This is a genomic window from Streptomyces sp. Y20 (genome assembly GCF_043195475.1).
Classification (GTDB): Bacteria; Actinomycetota; Actinomycetes; order Streptomycetales; family Streptomycetaceae; genus Streptomyces.
The window spans coordinates 184653-205204 of sequence record NZ_JBIDDP010000006.1 but is presented as its reverse complement, the minus strand read 5'-3'; the positions used below and the strand labels follow the sequence as shown (position 1 = coordinate 205204).

Annotated in this window: 18 protein-coding genes; 9 read left to right on the top strand and 9 right to left on the bottom strand. The window is 73.5% G+C overall.

Annotation, left to right across the window (positions count from 1 at the left end; translation table 11 throughout):
- Nucleotides 1-80: 80 nt before the first annotated feature.
- Nucleotides 81-2318, bottom strand: coding sequence for an FUSC family protein (locus ACGFT1_RS17640; protein ID WP_373909877.1), 2238 nt, complete (start codon nucleotides 2316-2318; stop codon nucleotides 81-83).
- A gap of 151 nt (nucleotides 2319-2469) precedes the next feature.
- Between ACGFT1_RS17640 and ACGFT1_RS17635 the strand changes: the two genes are divergently transcribed.
- Nucleotides 2470-3042, top strand: coding sequence for a Dps family protein (locus tag ACGFT1_RS17635; RefSeq protein WP_373909876.1), 573 nt, complete (start codon nucleotides 2470-2472; stop codon nucleotides 3040-3042).
- A gap of 216 nt (nucleotides 3043-3258) precedes the next feature.
- Here ACGFT1_RS17635 and ACGFT1_RS17630 read toward each other — a convergent pair whose 3' ends face one another.
- The 3 genes from ACGFT1_RS17630 to ACGFT1_RS17620 all read right to left on the bottom strand — a co-directional run bounded on the left by ACGFT1_RS17630 (nucleotide 3259) and on the right by ACGFT1_RS17620 (nucleotide 8672).
- On the bottom strand, nucleotides 3259-5553 hold the full coding sequence (locus ACGFT1_RS17630) for a prolyl oligopeptidase family serine peptidase (RefSeq protein ID WP_373909875.1): 2295 nt from the start codon (nucleotides 5551-5553) through the stop codon (nucleotides 3259-3261).
- Complete coding sequence (locus ACGFT1_RS17625; RefSeq protein ID WP_373909874.1) at nucleotides 5529-7310, bottom strand: N-acetylglutaminylglutamine amidotransferase; 1782 nt, start codon at nucleotides 7308-7310, stop codon at nucleotides 5529-5531. Before ACGFT1_RS17625 ends, ACGFT1_RS17630 begins: the two co-directional genes overlap by 25 nt.
- Nucleotides 7311-7475: 165 nt before the next feature.
- The gene (locus ACGFT1_RS17620) at nucleotides 7476-8672 is read right to left on the bottom strand and encodes a glutamate--cysteine ligase (RefSeq protein WP_373909873.1); all 1197 of its coding nucleotides are present in this window, start codon (nucleotides 8670-8672) and stop codon (nucleotides 7476-7478) included.
- Nucleotides 8673-8981: 309 nt separating this feature from the next.
- Between ACGFT1_RS17620 and ACGFT1_RS17615 the strand changes: the two genes are divergently transcribed.
- From ACGFT1_RS17615 to ACGFT1_RS17595, 5 genes are all read left to right on the top strand, one after another.
- Entirely contained in the window at nucleotides 8982-9221 is a 240-nt protein-coding gene (locus tag ACGFT1_RS17615; RefSeq protein ID WP_373909872.1) for a DUF2945 domain-containing protein, read from the top strand.
- A 7-nt stretch (nucleotides 9222-9228) separates the two neighbouring features.
- Nucleotides 9229-9570, top strand: coding sequence for a DUF3140 domain-containing protein (locus ACGFT1_RS17610; protein ID WP_373909871.1), 342 nt, complete (start codon nucleotides 9229-9231; stop codon nucleotides 9568-9570).
- Between the two features lie 73 nt (nucleotides 9571-9643).
- Nucleotides 9644-10864: a spore photoproduct lyase family protein gene (locus ACGFT1_RS17605; RefSeq protein WP_373909870.1), complete on the top strand. Its 1221-nt coding sequence runs from the start codon at nucleotides 9644-9646 to the stop codon at nucleotides 10862-10864.
- A 77-nt stretch (nucleotides 10865-10941) separates the two neighbouring features.
- Nucleotides 10942-11298, top strand: a complete 357-nt coding sequence (locus ACGFT1_RS17600) for a PRC-barrel domain-containing protein (protein ID WP_373910103.1) — start codon at nucleotides 10942-10944, stop codon at nucleotides 11296-11298.
- Between the two features lie 24 nt (nucleotides 11299-11322).
- On the top strand, nucleotides 11323-11496 hold the full coding sequence (locus ACGFT1_RS17595) for a hypothetical protein (RefSeq protein WP_373909869.1): 174 nt from the start codon (nucleotides 11323-11325) through the stop codon (nucleotides 11494-11496).
- Nucleotides 11497-11517: 21 nt separating this feature from the next.
- Here the strand turns inward: ACGFT1_RS17595 and ACGFT1_RS17590 are convergent, their stop codons facing one another.
- The 5 genes from ACGFT1_RS17590 to ACGFT1_RS17570 form a co-directional block, all read right to left on the bottom strand.
- Nucleotides 11518-12378: an oxygenase MpaB family protein gene (locus ACGFT1_RS17590; RefSeq protein ID WP_373909868.1), complete on the bottom strand. Its 861-nt coding sequence runs from the start codon at nucleotides 12376-12378 to the stop codon at nucleotides 11518-11520.
- A 406-nt stretch (nucleotides 12379-12784) separates the two neighbouring features.
- On the bottom strand, nucleotides 12785-13267 hold the full coding sequence (locus ACGFT1_RS17585; protein ID WP_373909866.1) for a DUF3618 domain-containing protein: 483 nt from the start codon (nucleotides 13265-13267) through the stop codon (nucleotides 12785-12787).
- The gene (locus ACGFT1_RS17580; RefSeq protein WP_373909865.1) at nucleotides 13264-13692 is read right to left on the bottom strand and encodes a phage holin family protein; all 429 of its coding nucleotides are present in this window, start codon (nucleotides 13690-13692) and stop codon (nucleotides 13264-13266) included. The genes ACGFT1_RS17585 and ACGFT1_RS17580 overlap by 4 nt, the downstream gene beginning before the upstream one ends.
- Nucleotides 13693-13855: 163 nt before the next feature.
- Nucleotides 13856-14140 carry a hypothetical protein gene (locus tag ACGFT1_RS17575; protein ID WP_373909864.1) on the bottom strand — a complete coding sequence of 95 codons (285 nt, stop codon included), beginning with the start codon at nucleotides 14138-14140 and terminating at the stop codon, nucleotides 13856-13858.
- A 153-nt stretch (nucleotides 14141-14293) separates the two neighbouring features.
- Nucleotides 14294-14746, bottom strand: coding sequence for an SRPBCC family protein (locus ACGFT1_RS17570; protein WP_373909863.1), 453 nt, complete (start codon nucleotides 14744-14746; stop codon nucleotides 14294-14296).
- Nucleotides 14747-15193: 447 nt separating this feature from the next.
- On the opposite strand from ACGFT1_RS17570, the gene helR reads away from it, so the two are divergent.
- From helR to ACGFT1_RS17555, 3 genes are all read left to right on the top strand, one after another.
- Nucleotides 15194-17341, top strand: coding sequence for an RNA polymerase recycling motor ATPase HelR (gene helR, locus ACGFT1_RS17565; protein WP_373909862.1), 2148 nt, complete (start codon nucleotides 15194-15196; stop codon nucleotides 17339-17341).
- A 605-nt stretch (nucleotides 17342-17946) separates the two neighbouring features.
- The gene (locus tag ACGFT1_RS17560; protein ID WP_373909861.1) at nucleotides 17947-18375 is read left to right on the top strand and encodes a septal ring lytic transglycosylase RlpA family protein; all 429 of its coding nucleotides are present in this window, start codon (nucleotides 17947-17949) and stop codon (nucleotides 18373-18375) included.
- A gap of 130 nt (nucleotides 18376-18505) precedes the next feature.
- Nucleotides 18506-20542, top strand: a complete 2037-nt coding sequence (locus ACGFT1_RS17555) for a cellulase family glycosylhydrolase (RefSeq protein WP_373909860.1) — start codon at nucleotides 18506-18508, stop codon at nucleotides 20540-20542.
- The last annotated feature ends 10 nt before the right edge of the window (nucleotides 20543-20552 follow it).

The following is a 20552-nucleotide window of genomic DNA, read 5'->3' as shown; positions in this document are numbered from 1 at the left end:
CCGTTCCCCTTACCCGGTGACCGGCGATCCAGCCCGTCCGTCCTGACGCCCGCTCGGCAAGCGGTGCCGCGCAGGATCGTTCAGCGCCGACCGGTGGCTTCCTTGCCGGCCGCGGGCACGGGCCCGGTGTGCGCGATCCGTGCCAGGTCGGTCATGAGGGAGGCCAGCCAGGACGCGGTCGCGTAGTACCGCCGGGGAGCGCCGGGCGGCTCGGCCCGGAAGGCCGCCAGCGCCGCCGCGCCGGGAGAGACCACCGGTACGGATGCCGGGGTGTCGTCCCCCGGGTCCAGTGCCGCGGAGACCAGCAGCATCCGTCCCGCCACCCGCTCCCCCAGCGCGCCGGCCGACGTGGCCGCCGCCGGGTTCAGCGCGGTGAGCGGCGGCTCCAGCAGCCGGTCCGAGCCCCACAGGGTGTGATGGCCGGCCATCAGCGTGGCCTGCCAGTCCAGGTCGGGCAGCTCCGCCCTGCGCCTGCTGAGCTGGAACGGCGTCGGCTCGCTCAGGAACTGCGCGTAGGCCGACTCCGCGAGGATGACGGCGCGCTGCAGTGACCGGTGACCGGGCACGCCTGTCCGCACGGCCACCGCCGTGCCATCGGGTCCGGCCACCGAGGCGCTGGTCGCCACGACGATCTCCGCCGCCCTGCGCAGCAGTTCGGCCGCCGCGTACCGCAGCTCGTCGTGGGCGCCGCGGGGCCAGGCCAGCACGCCGAAGACGGCACCGATGGCGCTGCCGACCAGCACGTCCAGCAGCCGGACCTCCGCCAGTCGCCACGTCGGCGGCGCCAGCTGGGCGAAGACCAGGGCCACGAGGACGGTGAACAGGCCCTGCGCCCAGCCGACCCCCTTGACCGGCCCGACCGTGAAGCCGAACAGCATCCACACCGGCAGTACGGCGGCGTAGACGGCGGTGTCGGAGCCCACCGCCAGCAGTGTCCCGGCGCTCAGCAGGGCCCCGGCCAGGGTGCCCACCAGCGCCAGGCGGACGGTGCTCCAGGTCTGGTTCACGGTGGTACGGGTGATGGTGAGCGTCGCCAGCATGGCCCAGAATCCGTGGGGCAGTGTGTCCAACCCGGCCACGAGGCGGACCGCCGTCAGCGCCAGGGCGATACGCACCGCGTTCTGGAAGAACACCGACCGTCGTCCGGCATGGCCGCGCAGCCGGTGCCACCACAGCGCCGGGGTCCGCCGGGAGGCGTACCAGAAACGCCCGAGCGGCGCCTGCGCCGTGGCGTGCCGGCCGCGCACCGCGAGGTCGGCCGCCGTGCCCAACGCCAGCGCCGCGTCGGCGATCTCCAGCAGGGCGGCGTGCCGGCGCAGTACGGCGGGCGGGAAGGCCGGCGCGGCCGCGTCGGGCGGGCCGCAGACACCGGCCGTGCCGGGCGGAGGGCCCGCGGACAGGGCGGACAGACGTGCGCGTGCCGCGATCAACTGCTTCATCTGTGCAGTGGGCGGCGGACCCGACCGCAGGCAGCCCGCGGTGGCCGTGGCCAGCCGGGCCACCGCGCGCAGCACGGCGGCCTCGTCCGGGCCCGGATCCCGGCCGGGCGCGGACGGCAGCTGGACCAGCCTGCTGAGCACCGCTCGGGTGGCCAGACCGGTGTGGGTGAGTGCGCGGTCCCGCAGGCCCGGGCCCGCCGGACGCTCCGCCTCCGGCACGGTGACGGGCCGCAGCGCCTGCCCGGCCTGCTGGGCGGCCTGGATGTCCGTACCGGTCAGGGCGTAGGGAGGCGCGGCGAGCAGCGCCGCGCAGCGCCGGGCGGCCAGGGCGCCCCGGGCCGTCAGTTCCCGGTATGTCGTCGGGCCGGGTTCGGCGCACAGGAGCGCCTCGGCGGCGGCCAGCACCACCACGCCGGTGGTCGTTCCGGTCAGCCGGTCGCCGAGCGAAGCGGGATCGTACGGCGGGAACGACGGCAGGATGTAGAGGAGCTGGAGTCCCGGCGCGGCGCCCGCCGGACGCGGGCCGCCCACGGCGGCGAAGGCGAGCATGAAGCCGACCACGAGCATGCCGGCCACCGCGCTCCACGTCCGCACCGACAGACAGGTGCCGATGGTCACGAGCGCCCAGCACACCGGGAGCAGGCGCAGGAGTGTCACGGAGCGCCCGCGTCCGGTGCCGGGGATCCTGGACAGTCCGCCCAGTGCCACGGCGGCGAACAGCGCGTAGGTCGCCGCCACGGGGCGGCCCAGGCCGTAGCGGAAGAGGTAGAAGCCGGCCGCGGCGGCCAGCGTCACGGTCAGCGCATGGCGGGCGGAGACGGCGTAGGCCGTCGGCAGACGACCGACCAGGGCACCCCACACCCCTACAGGATCACCCACCGCCCCGGACCGGGCACCTCGTACGGGCCGTCGCCGCGCGCCACCCCTCCCGCCCTCACGAGGTGCGGGCGGCCCACGGGTCTGACAGCGTCGGACGGGGGCACCTGTGCTGACGCAGGAACTTCACCCCCATCGACACAGAGGTGAGCACATGACCACTCAGCCCAACGACCTGACCCCCAAGTACACCGTTCCGGGCATCGAGCGGGAGGCGGCCGGCCGGCTGATCGGTCTGCTGCGGCTGCGCCTGCACGCGCTCAACGACCTTCACCTGACGCTGAAGCACGTGCACTGGAACGTGGTCGGGCCGCACTTCATCGCCGTGCACGAGATGATCGACCCCCAGGTCGACCAGGTGCGCGAGATGGCCGACGACGTCGCGGAGCGGATCGCCGCGCTGGGCGGGATCGCCCAGGGCACGCCGGGCGCGCTGGTGAAGGAGCGCACCTGGGACGACTACTCCATCGGGCGGGCGGACGCCATCGCGCACCTCGGCGCGCTCGACGTCGTCTACACCGGCCTGATCGAGGGTGTCCGGGCGGCGGTCAAGGAGGCGGGCGAGATCGACCCCGCCACCGAGGACCTCCTGATCGGCCAGCTGCGCGACCTGGAGCAGTTCCAGTGGTTCGTGCGGGCGCACCTGGAGAGCTCGCGCGGCACCCTCGCCACCGGCGACGCGCACTCCGAGGAGGAGGCGGCGGCCAAGGGAGCCGAGCTCAGTTGAACCCGCCGGGGCGAACCCGTTCCAGCGGCACCGGCGCGTCCGCATACCGCGGCGGGACGAGCGCGCGGGCTGGCGAGCGTGCCGCCGAGCGGCCTGCGGCCCTGCTCGAACTGCGGTCCCGTCCGGGCCCCGGTCCCGCGCGGCCCGGACGGAGCGGAGCCGGTCGGCCCGGCAAGCCCTGTGACGCCCGTTGATCCAGGCGGACGGTCGCCCCGGTCATCCGGTCAGACGGCGTTCGAGCCAGTCGGCGGCGGAGCGGCGGAAGAGCCGCCGGTTGTCGGCGCGCAGGAAGTCGTGTCCCTCGTCGCGCAGCGTGAGCAGCTCGGCGGTGAGGCCGCGTTCGCGTGCGGCCCGTACGAACTGCTCCGACTCCCCCGGCGGCACATTGGTGTCGTGTTCCCCGTGCACGGCGAGCACCGGCGCGCGCAGCGCGTCGATACGGCTCATCGGTGACAGCGCGTGCAGCAGTTCGCGGTCGTGTTCGGGATGGCCGTACTTGTGGGCCGCCGACTGGGCGATCCAGGGTTCCGTGCCCTCGAAGAACGTCGCGAAGTCCGACATGCCGCACACCGCCACCCCGGTACGGAAGAGGTCCGGGTGCCAGACCAGCGACGCGAACGTGAGGTAGCCGCCGTACGAGCGGCCCATGACGGCCAGCCGGGACGGATCGGCCGGGCCGGCGAGTACCGCGTGGGCGGCGCAGTCGGCCACGTCGTCCAGCGCGGCGAACCGGCCCCTGCCCAGGTCGGCGTCGACGAACGACCGGCCGTACCCGGAGGACCCGCGCACGTCGGGGGCGAAGATGTCCAGTCCCCGCCCCAGGATCTCGTGGTAGAGCGGGCTCAGGACGGGGCGTTCCTGCTCCTCCGGGCCGCCGTGGAGATGGATCACGCAGGGTGCCGGTTCCGCCGAGCCGCGGCCCGGCGCACGGTAGTACCAGCCGTTCAGCGGCAGCCCGTCCCGCGCGGTCAGCCGCAGCTGGACCGGTCGTACGGGCGGACGCCCGGGGGGAACGGCGTCCTCGTCCCGGGACGACCAGTGGGTGCGGACCAGGGCCACGCCCTCCGGCAGCCACCACACACCGGGCCGGCGCTGGGACCCGGACAGGGCCAGCACCAGCCGCCGCGTCCCGGCACCCACGACACGGGTGACCACTTCGTGGGGCAGCGGCACGGGCCGGGGCGGTCCCGCGGCGGCACCGGCGGCACCGGAGGGGTGGAGGTCGAGGATCTCCACGTCGCTCGCGCCCCGGACGTTCCAGGCCAGCACGGCGGTACTGCCGTCATGGGCGACCTGGAGAAGTTCGAGGTCGGTGTCCTCGCGCGCGGCGGCGACCGACCAGCCGCGGGGCTCGCCTCGCGGGTCGAGGTCGGCGGCGAGCAACACCGCGAACTCCCGGTGGGCGTTGCTGCGCAGCCAGAGGGTGTCCGCGTGCGGCGAGAACCTGCCGATCCACGGGTCGCCGTCCGCCACCGGCACCACGCAGGTCGTCGCGAGGTCGGTGGTGCGCAGCACGACCGCCTCGCGCCGTCCGCGTGGTCCCCGGCGCAGCAGTGCCAGGGCGCCGTCGCGGCTGAGGTCGCACACGCGGAGCGTCGCCGCGTCCTTCTCGCTGGCGAGCAGGACGGGGGCGGTCACGCCGTCGGGGTCGATCAGATAGGCCGACAGCCCGTCACCGAAGCCCGCCGTGGGGGCGGCGTGCCGGTCGTGCGGGTCCCCGGCGGCCATGGCGGCGCCGGTCTGGGCGGGCAGCAGCAGTCCGCGCACCGTCCCGGTGTGGGGCGGCGCGCCGAGGAGCACGGCATCGCCGTCCCGGCCCGGCCAGCCGGCCGGGGCGTGGCCGGCGGGCGGTCCGAAGCCGGTCGCGGCGGGCTCCGCCGCGGTGTCCAGTGCGGGCGGCCCGGTGGGGACGGCGACGGTGACGGCGACGGCCGATCCGTCGTGCGCCCAGCATCCCAGGTGAGCGGAGCTGCCCGGCTCGGATCCGGCCAGGATGTGGCGGTCGGTGCCGTCCGGGCGTACGCACAGCACCCGGGAGTGCTCACCGCCGCCGGGGGCCGTGGTGTAGGCGATCCAGCGGCCGTCGGGCGACCAGGACACCTCCCGGACGGGGTCCGGTTCGGAGTCGAGCAGCCGCACGTCGTCGCCGTCGACGGACCCGGCCCACAGCTGGGGCACGCCGCCGCGGTCGCAGATGAAGGCCACCTGTGTGCCGGCGGGGTCCGCCGAGGGGTACCAGCAGCCGTGCGCGACGAGCCGGGTCGTGGCGTCGCGCGGTCCGGAGGCGTCCGGCAAAGGGACGCGGGCGGGCGCGGCGAAGGCGGGGGTACGGCCGTCGCGGGTAGGGGGGTCGCGGCGGGGGTCGCGGGTACGGCCGTCGGGGGCCGGCGGGGCCGGGCTCGCCTCCCGTGCCCGGTGGGCGACGGTGGGCTGCCCGGCCGCGGCGGTGACCGTGCCGGCCGTGGCGTCCGCGGCGCGCCGCTCGGTCAGATTCCGTGCGTCTGAAGCCATATCTCCAGCAAAGCCACCTGCCACAGCGCGTTCGCTCCGCGCTTGGTGCGGTGTCGGTCGGGGGCCGCCAGGAGCCCGGCGAGGTAGTCGTCCTTGAAGAGGCCGCGCCGCTTGGCCTCGGGGGCGTTGAGCGCCTCGCGGACCCGCTCCAGGACGGGCCCGGCCATGTGGGTGATCGCCGGGACCGGGAAGTAGCCCTTGGGACGGTCGACCACCTCGTGGGGCAGCAGCTTGCGGCCGGCCTCCTTCAGGACGCCCTTGCCGCCGTCGGCCAGCTTCAGCTCCGGCGGGCAGGCGGCGGCCAGCTCCACCAGTTCGTGGTCCAGGAAGGGCACACGGGCCTCCAGGCCCCAGTCCATGGTCATGTTGTCGACCCGCTTGACCGGGTCGTCCACGAGCATGACATGGGTGTCGAGGCGCAGCGCGGCGTCCAGCGCGGTCTCGGCGCCCGGCGCGGCCATGTGCTCGTGCACGAACCGGCCGGAGACGTCCTCCCGGGGCAGCATGTGCGGCTGGAGCATCGCGGCGAGGTCGGCGTGCGTGCGGTCGAAGTACGTCTCGGCGTACCTGTCCGGTTCCTGTTCGCGGGCCACGGAGGCCAGGTCCGGGTACCAGTGGTAGCCGGCGAAGACCTCGTCCGCGCCCTGCCCGCTCTGGACGACCTTCACCTCCTTGGCGACCTGCTCGGACAGCAGGTGGAAGGCGACCACGTCGTGGCTCATCATCGGCTCGCTCATCGCGGCGATGGCCCCGTCCAGGGCGGTCGACACGCGCTCCGAGGGAACCACCAGCTGGTGGTGATCGGTGGCGAACTCCCGGGCGATCAGGTCGGAGTACGCGAACTCGTCCCCCTCGTCGCCGCCCTCCGACTCGAAGCCCACGCTGAACGTGGCCAGGTCACGCTGTCCCTCGTCGGCCAGCAGGGCCACGATCAGGCTGGAGTCCAGACCGCCCGAGAGCAGGACGCCCACGGGTACGTCCGCGACCATCCGCCTGCGCACGGCGGTGCGCAGGGCGTCGAGCACGGCGTCGCGCCACTCGCTCGCGCTCATACCCTCGTGCTCGGGGCGGCGCGTGTACGACGGCTGCCAGTAGCGGTGGTCGCGGTGGGTGCCGTCCGGCTCGACGACCCGCACGGTGGCCGGGGGCAGCTTGCGCACCCCGTTCAGTATGGTGCGGGGCGCGGCCACGGTGGCGTGCCAGCTGAGGTACTGGTGGACAGCGGCCGGGTCCAGCGAGGTGTCGATGTCGCCGCCCGCGAGGAGCGCCGGGAGCGACGAGGCGAAGCGCAGGCGTCCGGCGGTCTGCGCCAGGTACAGGGGCTTGATGCCGAGCCGGTCGCGTCCCAGGATCAGGCGGCCGGTGCGGTGCTCGACGAGGGCGAAGGCGAACATGCCGTGGAAGCGGTCGACGCAGGCGGTGCCCCACTGCTGGTACGCCTTCAGGATGACCTCGGTGTCGGAGGTCGACCGGAACCGGTGGCCGAGGTCCATGAGCTGCGAGCGCAGCTCCTCGTAGTTGTAGATGCAGCCGTTGAAGACGCCGGTGATCTCCTGCTGCGCGTCGGTCATCGGCTGGGCCCCGAGATCCGACAGGTCGATGATCTTCAGCCGCCGGTGTCCCAGCGCCACGGCGCCCCGTGACCAGATCCCGTGACCGTCGGGACCGCGGGCGGCGAGCCGGTCGCTCATGCGCTGTACGGCCGCGACGTCGGGCCGCCCGCCGTCGAAGCGCATCTCTCCGCTCAGACCGCACATCAGGCACCACCTCCCCGGTGCGCGTCCGGGTCGCGCGGTGGTGGGGTGTGCGCGCACCCGCCCGTCGGTATCTGGTCGGGGCTGGTTGACATGGTGGTGCATCTCCTTCGGGAACGGGGGTGCGTACGGTGTGGCCGGCTGTTGCGGCGGTGGGCTGCGTCCGCGTCAGCCGCCGGCGAGCGGCGCCGGGTGGGGACCGGGAACGTCGTCCTCGGCGGGCAGGCCGATACGTGCAACGGGCCGGGCCGGCCGGGTGGCGGGGCGGCGGCGCAGGCCGGAGGCGCCCCGGGTCTCCGCGATCGCCAGGTCGGTGCAGGCCAGCAGGTCCTGGTCCGCGGCCGTGCGGCGCAGGCGGTGCGCGGCGCTGCCGTCCGCGAGCGCCCGCTCCGCGAGTTCCCGGACCGTCTGCCAGTCGCCGGCGGCCTCTAGGGCCGGGCGGACCCGGCGCAGCAGGCCGCGGACGACCTCGGCCGCGGGAGCTTCCTGCCGGGTGCCGGGGTCGACGAGGACGCCTTCGAGGCCGGAGCGCGCGGCCCGCCACGCGGCGGCGCGCAGCCACTCGTGGCGGCCCTGGCAGGGCGGGACCCCGGTCCGCTCCAGCCGCTCACGGGCCTCGGTCACGAGGGCCCGGAACAGGCCGGCGATCAGCACGACCGTCTCGGCGCGCGGGCAGGCGTCGCAGATACGCAGCTCGATGGTCTTCTGGTGCGCCGAGGGCCGGATGTCGTGGTAGATCATCTTCGCGTCGCTGATGACGCCCGAGCCGATGAGGTCCTGCACGGCCGTGTCGTACTCGGCGGCGTCGGCATAGCAGCCGGCCGGTCCCGCGGTGGGCCAGCGCTGCCACAGCATGGTCCGCCAGCTGGCGTAACCGGTGTCGGCGCCCAGCCAGAACGGGGAGCTGGCGGACAGGGCCAGCAGGACGTGCAGCCACGGCGCGACCTCGCACATGAGGCGTACGGTCAGGTCGCGGTCGGGGGCGTCGACGTGGACGTGGGCTCCGCAGATCAGCTGCTCGTCGGCGACCATCCGGTACTCGTCGATCATGTGGCGGTAGCGGTAGCCGGCGGTGGGGTGGATGTCCGCGGTGCGGGCCAGCGGCACGGTACCCGCGGCCACCACGGCCAGGCCGTGCGAGGTCGCGGCGGCGTCGAGCCGGCGCCGGGTGCCGAGGACATCGCCGTACAGGTCGTCCAGAGACGTGTGCACGCCGCTGTTCGACTCCACGGTCGCCTGCTGCAACTCGGTCGTGAAGACCTGTCTGGGAAGATCTTCCAGCACCGTGTCGGCCCGTGGCACGAGCAGGCCCGTCTCCACCTCGACGATGTGGAACTCCTCTTCCACTCCGATGCGAACGGTCACGGTACTCCTTGAGGTGACGGGCGGGGCGCTTGCCGCCCTCGCCCCGAAACCGGCCCCGCCTGGCCGGCTGTGCGGGCGGCGGGCTGTGCCCCTCCGACTTCCCAGTTGGCTCGGCAATAAGCAACCGAATGCTCCCCGGAGACGGCTGCAACGCAGATGAGCGGCCCAGCCGCGATGATGAGCGGCGGGCCGTGGGCCGGTGGAAGGCAGCGGTCCCGACGCCGGTGGCCGCCTGCGCGTGCGGAGCGCGGCGCCCGCCCGCAAGGTGGTACTGCCGGACAACGGACCCATCACGGCGGGAGTACGACCATGGCGAAGGCGAAGGGCTCTTCCGGGAAGAACGAGCCGTCCAAGGGTGACAAGGTCGCCTGGCGCAGTCACGGCAGTGAGGCCTCGGGCACCGTGGAGAAGAAGATCACGGAGCGGACCGAGGCGGCCGGCCGCACCGTGGACGCCTCACCGGACGACCCGCAGTACGAGGTGCGCAGCGACAAGTCCGGCCGTACGGCCGTGCACAAGCCGTCGGCTCTCAAGAAGAAGAAGAAGTAGGTCCGGCGTGGCGGGCGAGGACGAGCACCGCGAGACCCGGGACTCCTTCCGCGAGCTGGTGAACATGTCGCCCGCCGCGCTGGAGGAGTGGCTGGCGACCGAGGAATCCCAGGCGGCCGGACAGCACAAGGACGGGGGCGAGTCCACCGGGCACGCCTCCGGCCGTGCCATCGTGGCCATCCTCCGCAGGAAGGAGCACGCGCTCTCGGACGCGGACTACGCGCACATGCGCAAGGTGACCGGCTACATCCGCCGCCACCTCGCGCAGCGCCCCGCCGGTGACGTGCGCGACACGCGCTGGCGCCACTCGCTGATGAACTGGGGCCACGATCCTCTCGACGACGGCTGAGACCGGTCGGCCGTGGCCGTGCGTGCCTACAGTGGAATGAGGCCGCCACCCCCACATCCCGAGCGGAGCGCACATGAACCACCCCTCCGCGCCGGACGACGGCTCGGACGCCCTGTTCGGTCTCGACGCGCTGGACGCCCCGGCGACGCCGGGCGGGGACGCCACGGCCGGGTACGGCGGCACGGCTCCCGGTGGCGGGCGGCACGACGGCCCCCTGTTCCGCGACTCCCCCGCGGCCCGCCGTCTCCTGCCCGTGCGCGCCGTCTACGCGGAGCCGGCGGCCGCCGCCTCCCCGCGAGGCCGCCAGATCCTCGCCCGCTTCCCGGCCGCCGAAGTCATCGAGGTGCGGTCCCACTGGCGGATCCCGGGCTTGCACGGCAACGAGGGCAACGTCGAGCGCTGGGTGCGGGTGAAGGGCGAGACGCTGGTCCTGGGCGAGCGGAAGACACTGACCACGCGGCCCAACGGCCGGTCGGCCGACTGGATCGCCCCCGGCCCGTCCAACGGGTGCGCGCTGGCCTGCGCGTACTGCTACGTGCCGCGCCGCAAGGGGTACGCCAACCCCATCACCGTCTTCACCAACATCGACGGCATCATCACCCACCTGGCCCGGCACATCGCCCGCCAGGGCCGCAAACCGGAACCCAACCAGTGCGACGAGTCGGCCTGGGTCTACGACATCGGGGAGAACGGCGACTGTTCGGTGGATGCGCTGATCTGCGACAACACCGCGGATCTCGTGCGGTCCTTCCGGCAGTGGCCCACGGCCAAGGCGTCGTTCGCCACCAAGTTCGTCAACCCCGACCTGCTGGCGCTGGACCCGCGCGGCCGGACCCGGATCCGCTTCTCGCTGATGCCCGCGGCGGACTCGCGGCTGCTGGACCTGCGGACCTCGCCGGTGGCCGACCGGATCGCCGCCGCGGCGGACTTCCTCGACGCGGGATACGAGGTCCACTTCAACCTCTCCCCGGTGGTCCTGCGCCCCGGCTGGCAGGACGCCTGGACCGAATTGCTCCGGCAGCTGGACGACGTCCTGCCGGACCGGGTGAAACGGCAGGCGGCCGCAGAAGTGATCATGCTGACGCACAACCGGGACCTGCACGAGGTCAACCTCGGCTGGCATCCCCGCGCGGAGGAGGTGCTCTGGCAGCCCGCCCTGCAACAGGGCAAACGCTCCGAGAACGGAGCGTCGAACGTCCGCTACACCAACCACGTCAAAGCGGAGGCCGTGCATGCCCTGCGTGGTCTGGTGGCCGCCCACGCGCCCTGGCTCCGTATCCGGTACGCCTTCTGATCACCGCGATGGCGGCGGCCGATGGCGGCCACGACATCACCGGCGGCATCGTGGGTACCCCCGCAGAGGAGGCTCTGATGTTCGAGGCATCCGATATCCGTGAATGGCGCGGCCACGACGTGGTCGACCCGGGCGGGCACAAGATCGGCGTACTGGAGTCCGTCTACGTGGACACCGGCACCGATCAGCCCTTCTTCGCCACCGTCACCGTGGGCCTGCCCACCCGGCGCCGGCTGGCGTTCGTCCCCCTCACCGGTGCGACGGTCGGCCCGGGATATCTGAAGGTCGCCCACAGCAAGGACACCGTCAGGAAGGCCCCGGCGATCGACACCGACGGTGAACTGTCCGCCGTCGAGGAACCGGGTGTCTTCGCCCACTACGAACTGCCCTACGCACCGGGCGCCGGCGGCGAGCGGCGCCTGGCCCGCCGCTGACGCACCGAGCCGCCGGGAGACCCGATGAGCGTGTTCCTGTTCCTGATCCTCGTGGCCGTCGTGCTGGGCATCATCGGAGTCGCGGCGCACGGCCTGTTCTATCTCCTGATCATCGGCGCCGTCGTGCTCGTCGTCGCTCTCGTCTATGCCGCGCTCCGCTTCCGCCGGGGCGGCAGGAAGCACCGCATCCGCCGCTGAGGCGGCCCGGGGCCGGCCGGATCAGTCCGTGCGGGAGCGCGGCGGCGGCATCATGGCCCAGCGGATGGTCCGGGTCAGCACATGGCCCGTGGGGCGTACGGCGATGTCCTCCACGACGGGAAGCCTGGGCAGCCACAACATGTTCCGGGCCCAGGGCGGGAGCAGCGCGACGCCGTTCGCGGCCAGTCCCGCGTAGAACGGCCGGGCCGCCAGGGGCAGCGGGGGCCGCAGCAGCAGGAAGCGGGCGGCGGCGCGGGCCTCGGAGGCCGCTCGCAGTTCGGGCCGGTAGGCGGCGAGGCGCTCGGACAGGGCACGGCGGTCACGGGGCGGGTCGGTGACTCCGAGTGCCTCGGCGACGCGGGCGGTGTCGGCGACGTAGGCGTCGTATCCGGCGGCGTCGAGCGGGCGGGCCCCGTAGCGCGCGTGGGCGCGCAGGAAGCTGTACGTCTCAGCCGCGTGCACCCAGCCGAGCAGGTGCGGGTCGGCGGCGTGGTAGGCGAGCCCGTCGGACGTCGTGCCGCGGATCCGTTCGTGGATGGCGCGGACATGGTCGACCGCGCGCTGGGCGTCCCCGGCGGTGCCGTAGGTCGTCACGGCCAGGAAGGTGCTCGTACGTTGCAGCCGGCCCCACGGGTCGCCGCGGTAACCGGAGTGGGCGGCGACGGCCGCCATGGCGCGCGGGTGCAGCGACTGGAGCAGCAGGGCGCTGATCCCGCCGATGAACATCGAGGCGTCGCCGTGCACGGTCCGGATCGGACGGTCGGGGCCGAACCAGCGCGGGCCCGGCGTCCGGTGGATCCGGGCGCGGGTGACCGGCCCGTCGGGACCCGCGACCCGATGGAACAGGGCCCGGCCCAGTTGCGCACGCGCGTCCGCCAGCATCCGCCACCTCCCGTGTCCTCTTCAGTGTCCGGCACGACAGCGCACAACCGTGCCGGTCGGTCGCCGGGTATGTGTTCCCCTTTGCGGGCGGACCGGGAACCCGCCGGTGCCGCTGGTTCGCCGGTCTGCTGTGCGGGGCGCCGTGAAGACTGAGGGACGCCGGGAATGCCGGGAGCGGCGGGGGCCCGGACACGCCGGGAGCGCCTGAGGCGCCGGTCAACCCACGGTCGGGGACGCCGGGGCGCCGGTCCTCGCGGTAGGGAACGCCGGGGCGATGGTCTCCCTGATGTCGGCGGAGACCCCTCGCGGGGCGGGGCGGCCCGGCCGGTGTCCGGCCGGGCCGCGGGTGACGGCGACGGCGTGGCGGCCCGCGGCGGGCCGGCACGCCGTCGCCGCCGTCACGGGTTCAGTCCTTGCGGCGGCGGCAGACGAGCCCCAGCACGACGACCGCCCCGACGGCTGCCACCAGCAAGGTACGGTTCTCCCGCGCCATCCGGGCGCCCTGGGCGGCCTTCTCCCGCACCGGCTGCGGCGCCTTCTCCTCCCACAGCCGGCCCGCCTCGGCGGCCTTCGCGCGGGCCTGCTGGGCGGCCGACGAGGCCTTCTCCTTGACCGGCTCGGGGAGCTTGTCCTGCACCCGGGCCGCCGCCTCGGCGGCCCGGGCCTTGACCTCCCCGGCCTTGACCGCGGCCTGCTCCTTCAGCTCACCGGCCTTCGCGACGGCCTGCTCCTTGACCTCCGCGGTCTTCTCCTGGGCGCGCGCCTTGACATCGGCCTTGGCCGCGAGCGCCTCCACGGTCTCCCCCAACTCCTGACGGGTGTGCTCGACCTGCTCGCGCAGCTCCTCCTGGCTGGAAGCGGTCGGTTCGTCATGCGGCGGCTGGGTCATCGGTGCGCACTCTCCTTGATCTCGGCCACATCGGCCTTCACGTTCTCGATCGTCTGCTGGGGCGCGGGCGGCGCGGCCTGGGCGACTTCCTTCTTCCCCTTGAGCGCCATCACCGCGGCGATCACGCCGAGGACCGCGGTGACGATGAGGGCCGCGGCCCACACCGGCAGAGGTACCGCCAGCGCGGCGATCGCGGTCGCCACCAGGGCCTGGAGCATGAGGAACCCGACCAGTCCGGCGCCGCCGAACAGTCCGCCCCCCTTGCCGTACCGCTTGCCCTTGTCCTTCATCTCCGCCTGCGCCAGGCGCAGTTCGCCCCGCACCAGCTCCGTCAGCTGCTGCGACGCGCGCTGCACCAGTTCGCCCACCGGCTCCGAACCCGGCGCCTGTCGGCCTGCTTCGTGGTGGAACTGTGTGTCCGACATGACGATCACCTCCCGTCACTCGTTGTGTCCGGGCCGAGGGCGCCGTCGGCGCTCCCGGCCCCCGGAGAGCGTGCGAGTACCCCGTACAGAGCGGTGCAGGGCAACTGCCCCGGCTTCATCCGGCCGACGGTGGTGAAGCGGTGCCTCGACGCTCCCTGCGTTGTCATTCGGGCGGCAGCGCGGGCAACGCGTCCGCCCTCTCGGCTGCCAGGTCCAGCGGCTGCAACCGGCTCCAGTACCGGTGCAGTGCCTCCTCCGGTGCGGCGGACGGCGGGACCGACGGGTCCTGGAAGGCCAGGTGCAGTTCCTCCACCCGGTCCTCGACCGGCAGGTCGGGGCAGAGCCGCGGCCGGCGGCGGTTCCACCAACGGACGGCCGCGACGGCCGTCCCCGCTCCTGCCATCGCCGCACAGCTGATCGCGAACGCCTCGTGCCGCCTGACCGCCATGGTCCTGTCCCCTCCTCGTCGCGCGGTTACCCGCCGTTGCCACCGCGTGTTGCCCGGCCGGCCGGGGTTATGCCCGTGCGGCAGCCGGACGTGGGGCCGGTTCCCACGCCCGCCGTGCGGCGGCGTGCGGCGCACCGGCCGTCACGTGCGGGTTCAGACCTGGCCTCGCCAGGCGCCGGTCTCGTCGCCGCCGCGAGCCTCGATGAACTTCTTGAACCGCGCCAGATCACCGGTGACCTGCCGCTTGACGACGCCGAGCTTGTCACCGACGGTCTCGGCCAGGCCGTGGGGTTCGTAGTCCAGCTGCAACATGACCTTGGTGCGGGTCTCGTCCAGACGGTGGAAGGTGACGACCCCCGCCTGCTTGGTCTCGCCGCTCACGGTGGTCCAGGCGACGCGCTCGTCGGGGATCTGCTCGGTGATCTCGGCGTCGAACTCGCGGGTGGCACCGTCGATCCTGGTCACCCAGTGCGTGAGAGTCGGCGTGCGCTGCTCGATGCGCTCGACGCCGTCCATGAACTGGGGGAAGGTCTCGAACTGGGTCCACTGGTTGTAGGCGGTGCTGACCGGGACGGCGACCTCGATGGACTCTTCCACCTGCGACATGCGTGTGCTCCTTCTCTCGGGTCCTTCTCGGGTTCCGCTCGGCGTTCTTCCCGGGTTCTGCCCGCGTCGGGAGGCCGGGCGGACACCCGGTGCGCCCGTACGCGTACGGCGCTCCGTATCCGCCGGCCGGAGCCGGTGCTCGTGAGACGGTGCCGCGGCGGGCGGGGTGTGTGACGCGGGTATCCCGAAGCCGGGCCCGTACACCAAGATCGTTCGAAGGAGCACTCGGTACCCTGCATGAGGCACCGGGTTTCGGACTCCGGACGGACGCGGCGGCAAAAACAAGAAGGCAAGGAGGTCACCCACTCCTTGCCACTCTCAACATATAGCCGATCAGGGGCCTTGCGGCAAGGCCCCTGCCGTACCGCAGAATGACCGGCCTGAACCGGCTTCTCACGGCACCGGGTGCCGTCATGGCCGCAAGAGATCTCATATCGGAGCTGATGCGTGAACCCCTTGGCCCTCGGCGCGTTCGACCTTCCCGACCGCCTGTCCTCCAAGGCCGACCCCGCGCTGATCGGCGGCGACGAGGAGCACTTCGCCGCGATCGCGCGGTGCCTCGAGCAGTCGGTCGCCGAACTGTCCGGCCGTCTGGAGGCCGAGCGGAAGGCGCCCGGCGGCAAGGGCCGGCAGGCGATGGACCGGGACGCGGAGATCCACCGGTTGACGGCTCGCCTGCGCACCCTGCGCCGCTTCGGCCTGGACCTGTGCCTCGGGCACATGGTGAGCGCCGACCACCCCGAGCCCGTGTACGTCGGACGGCTCGGCCTCACCGACAGCTCCGGACGCCGGCTGCTGGTCGACTGGCGTTCGCCCGCGGCGGAGCCGTTCTTCGGGGCCACCCACGCCAACCCGATGGGACTGACGAGCCGCCGCCGCTACCGCTGGACCCGCGGCCGGATCAGCGACTACTGGGACGAGGTGTTCGCCGCCGACGGGCTGGAGGGCCACGCCGCTCTCGACGACCAGTCGGCCTTCATCGCCAGCCTCGACGGCGACCGGTCGGCCCGGATGCGGGACGTGCTCGCCACCATCCAGGCCGACCAGGACGCCATCATCCGCGCGGGGTCCCGCGGTGCTCTCGTCGTGGACGGCGGTCCGGGTACGGGGAAGACCGTCGTCGCGCTGCACCGCTCCGCCTACCTCCTGTACTCCGACCCCCGGCTGGGGCACCGCCGGGGCGGTGTGCTGTTCGTCGGCCCGCACCGGCCTTACCTGGACTACGTCGCCGATGTCCTGCCCAGCCTCGGGGAGGAGGGCGTGCAGACCTGCATCCTGCGGGACCTCGTCGCCGAGGGAGCGTCGGCGACGGTCGAGGCCGACCCGGACGTGGCCCGGCTGAAGTCGTCCGCGGCCATGGTGAAGGCGATCGAGAAGGCCGTCCGGTTCTACGAGGAACCGCCCACCGAGGGCATGAAGGTCATCACCCCCTGGTCGGACATCCCGCTGACCGCCGAGGACTGGGCCGTGGCGTTCGACGCGGCGGAGCCCGGTACGCCGCACAACGACGCCCGTCACCAGGTCTGGGAGGAGCTGCTGACGATGCTGGTGGACAAGCACCCCGGTGACGTCTCGGAGACGCTGCTGCGCAGGGCGCTGCGTCAGAACAGGGAGCTGCTCACGACGTTCGGCCGCGCGTGGCCGCTGCTGGAGGCCGCCGACCTCGTCGGCGACCTGTGGACGGTGCCCGCCTACCTGCGGATGTGCGCTCCCTGGCTCGACCGGGACGACGTACGGCGGCTCCAGCGCGCGGACGCCCAGGCGTGGACGGTGTCCGACCTGCCGCTCCTGGACGCGGCACGGCAGCGGCTCGGTGACCCGGAGGCGTCGCGGCGCAGGCGCCGGCACGAGGCGGCCGTGGCCGCCGAACGCGAGCGCATGTCCGCCGTGATCGAGGGCCTGCTCAGGGCGGACGACGACGGTGAGGGCGCGGTGACGATGCTGCACGGCAAGGACCTGCAGGACAGCCTCGTCGACGAGAGCGGCCTGCCCACCGCCGACCCGGACTCGCTGGCCGGTCCCTTCGCGCACATCGTCGTGGACGAGGCGCAGGAACTGACCGACGCCGAATGGCAGATGCTGCTGCTGCGGTGCCCGTCCCGGAGCTTCACCGTCGTCGGTGACCGCGCCCAGGCCCGGCACGGGTTCACGGAGTCGTGGCAGGAGCGGCTGGCACGGGTCGGGCTCGGCCGGGTCACCGTGGCTCCCCTGAGCATCAACTACCGGACGCCGGAGGAGATCATGACGGAGGCCGAGCCCGTCATCCGGGCCGTCCTGCCGGATGCCAACGTGCCGGTGTCCATCCGCGGCGGGGGCACGCCCGTCGTCCACGGATCGACCGCCGACCTGCACCCGATCCTCGACGACTGGCTCGCCGCGCATGCCGACGGGATCGCCTGCGTCATCGGCGACCCCACGTTCCGGGCGACGCCCCGTGTCCGGTCCCTGACACCGGAACTGTCGAAGGGACTCGAGTTCGACCTCGTCGTCCTCGTCGATCCGGAGAAGTTCGGCGAAGGGGTCGAGGGAGCGGTGGACCGCTATGTGGCGATGACCCGGGCGACCCGGAAGCTCGTCGTCCTCACGAGCGGCTGACGCCGCCGGCCGGGAGACCCGCGACGGACGGCCGGCAGCACGTGCGCGTGCTGCCGGCCGGTCCCCTGGTCACGGCGGGCCGCGGGAGCCGGGTGAGGTCCGGTCACGGAAGTCCGCGAGCGTCCGATCGATGCCATGGAGCCCCACGGCAGGGGTCCGGGCGCGGCAGCGGGCGGCCCCCCGCCGGGGCGACCCCGGGGTAGGGATCGGCGTCGGTCGTGTCCGGCCGGCGGTCACGGCGCGGGGCAGGATCCGCCCACCCAGCCGGCCCGGGGCAGGACTTCGCGGCGCACGCCGGCTTCCCCGGGCCTCGTGGGCGAGGCGCGCGTGAGCGGCCGTGGGGGCGGGGAGCCTCCCCCGGCCGAGTCGTCAGGTGAGCGGCCTCAGCGGACGTTCACCATCCGAACGACCGCCTCGCCGCCACCGGGACGGTGCCTTCGTGTTCCGGGCACCCCAACTGGTCTGCCCTGAAGGCCTGTTCACCCCTTGACGGCTGTGGTTCAGACCTTTTACGTTCCGATGCCGGGCGGCCTTCTTCCGCGGGCACGCGGCTTTGTACGGCCCGCCCCGCCATCCGCCGACCGCGAAAGGCTGTGATCTCCTCCGTGGCCGCACAACCCCCCATACGTTGCACCCTGTTACAGGCCGCACTCGCCGTCGCCCTCGCCGTGCCGGCCGGTCTGCTCGCCACCTCCCCGGCCCAGGCCGCCGCCGAGCAGTGCTGGGCGACGCACTACGGCCCCCAGCCGCCCGGCGCGCTGACCGCCAGCGGCGAGGTCTTCGACAACAACGCCGACACGGCCGCCACTTCGCTCACCCGTCAGCCCCAACTGCCGTTCGGGACCCGGGTGCAGGTGACGAACCTCGCCAACGGCAGGTCACTGGTGGTCCGGATCAACGACCGGGGCACGTTCGCGCAGACCCCTCAGGAACCCAAGTGCCTCGACCTCACCGACGGGGCGTTCGGCCGGCTGGGCGGCAGCCTGAACCCCGACGCCGGACACATCGTGGTCACGCAGAAGGTCCTCAACTGAGGCCCGTGCCAGACTGCTTGGCCCGTACCCCAGCTGTTCCGTGAACTGGAGTGGTCTCTCCATGCCTATCCCGTGCACCAGGCGGTCGCCCTCCCCCCGCGTAGGTCCCGGGAGGCTCGCGGCCGCTCTCATGGCCGCGTCCTTCGCCGTCCTGTTCGCCGTCACGCCCGCCCAGGCCGCGGACGGCCGGATCACCGGCCTCGCCGGCAAGCGCGCCGACGTGGCGGGCGCCGCGAACGCCAACGGCACCGCCGTACAGCTCCACGACTGCAACGGCACCGCCGCGCAGCGCTGGTCCAACCCGGGCGACGGCACCCTGCGGGCGCTCGGCAAGTGCTTACCACCGCACTCCGCCGCCGCCCGGACCACCGCCGGCAGGGCGGACACCGCCGCCTGGGAAGCACCGCTGTCGACCCGCGGCCGGTACATCGTCGACGCACACGGCGACCGCTTCCGGCTGAAGGGCGCCAACTGGGACGGCGCACAGGGTTCCTGGACCGGCGTCGGCAGTGCCGCCGACCCCGCCAACCATCACGCCGGGCAGGACTCCCACGGCATCCCCCTCGGCCTGGACCGCGCACCGCTGGCCCGGCTCCTCACCGACTTCCGCCAGTCGGGCATCAACACCATCCGGCTGCCGTTCTCCAACGAGATGATCCACCGTACGACCGCCGTCCCGGACAGCGCCGTCGCGGCCAATCCCCAGTTGCGCGGCAGGACACCGCTGGAGGTGTACGACGCCGTGGTGGACGCGCTCAGCCGGTACGGCTTCGCGGTCGTCCTCAACAACCACACCAACACCTCCCGCTGGTGCTGCGGCGTCGACGGCAACGAGCGGTGGAACAGCGGGCAGTCCACCGGGCAGTGGGCGGACGACTGGGTCTTCATGGCCCGCCGCTACGCCTCCGTCCCACGCGTGGTCGGCGCCGATCTGTACAACGAGGTCCGGCGCGATGTACTGGACGACCCCAATTGGGGCATGGGCGACGCCCACGACTGGTACGCCGCGGCCCAGCTGGCCGCCGACCGCATCCTCACCGAGGGAGACCCGCGCCTCCTCATCGTCATCGAGGGGATCAACTGGACCGGGGTACCCGTGGACGGACTCCCGCACGGCCGGCCGGTGCTCACTCCCGCGCGCACGCTGTCCCACACGCTCGTGGACGCCCGCAAACTCGTCTACTCCGCCCACTTCTACGGCTACACCGGCCCGCACCACAGCGGAGCCACCGGCGTCGGCGAGACCCACGACGCCCGCTACCAGGACCTGTCACCCGCCGAGCTGGCCACGGCCCTCGACGACGAGGCCTTCTTCGTGGAGGAGAGCGGCCGGCACTACACCGCACCGCTGTGGGTGAGCGAGTTCGGCATCGGTTCGGGCGAGACGAACCCGGCGGCCCGGGCCTGGTTCGGCAGCCTCACCGGCTACCTCGCCGAGCACGACGCCGACTTCGCGTTCTGGCCCCTGGTCGGCCTCGCGGGCCACGACGACTGGGCACTGCTGCGCTACGACGACACCGGGCACCGCTCCGGCATCCTCGACCCCGGCGACTGGCGCGGCGCGGCATGGCAGCGCCTGATGACCACGCCGGGCAAGGCCGGTCCCGTGGCCCCGGTCCCCGTCTGGCGCATGCTCAGCACCGATCACGGGGACGCGGTGGCGTCACTGCGGGTGCGCGCCGCGGGAGACTGGGACCCGGGAGCGTACAAGGCCGCCTGCCCCGACGGCACCCGGCTCCTCGGGCTGGGCCACACCGGTGGGCGCGGTCTGTGCACCGACACGGGCACGGCGGACCTGCGCGCGGGGGACGCGCGCCGGACGGTGGTCACCGACGAGCGGTACGTGCCGGCCGGCGGGGACTGGGCGTCCGGCTACACCAAGTACCAGTGTCCGCAGGATGAGTTCCTCATCGGTTACGCGCTGCGCGGCGAGCGTGTGTCGACGGCGCTGTGCGTCCCGGCGCGCGGCGCGCTGCCGGGCGCCGGACGGACCGTGTGGTTCGACCGGTCCGACGGCCGTCCCGCCGACGCGGCCGGCGGGGACTTCGCGTACGGCAGCCTCAAGGGACAGTGCGCGGCGACCAAGTACGCCGCCGGGATCGCCTTCACCACCCGGGTGGGCAGCCGGCCCGGCCCCGCGGCCCTGCTGTGCCGCACCCTGCCCTGACGGCCGGACC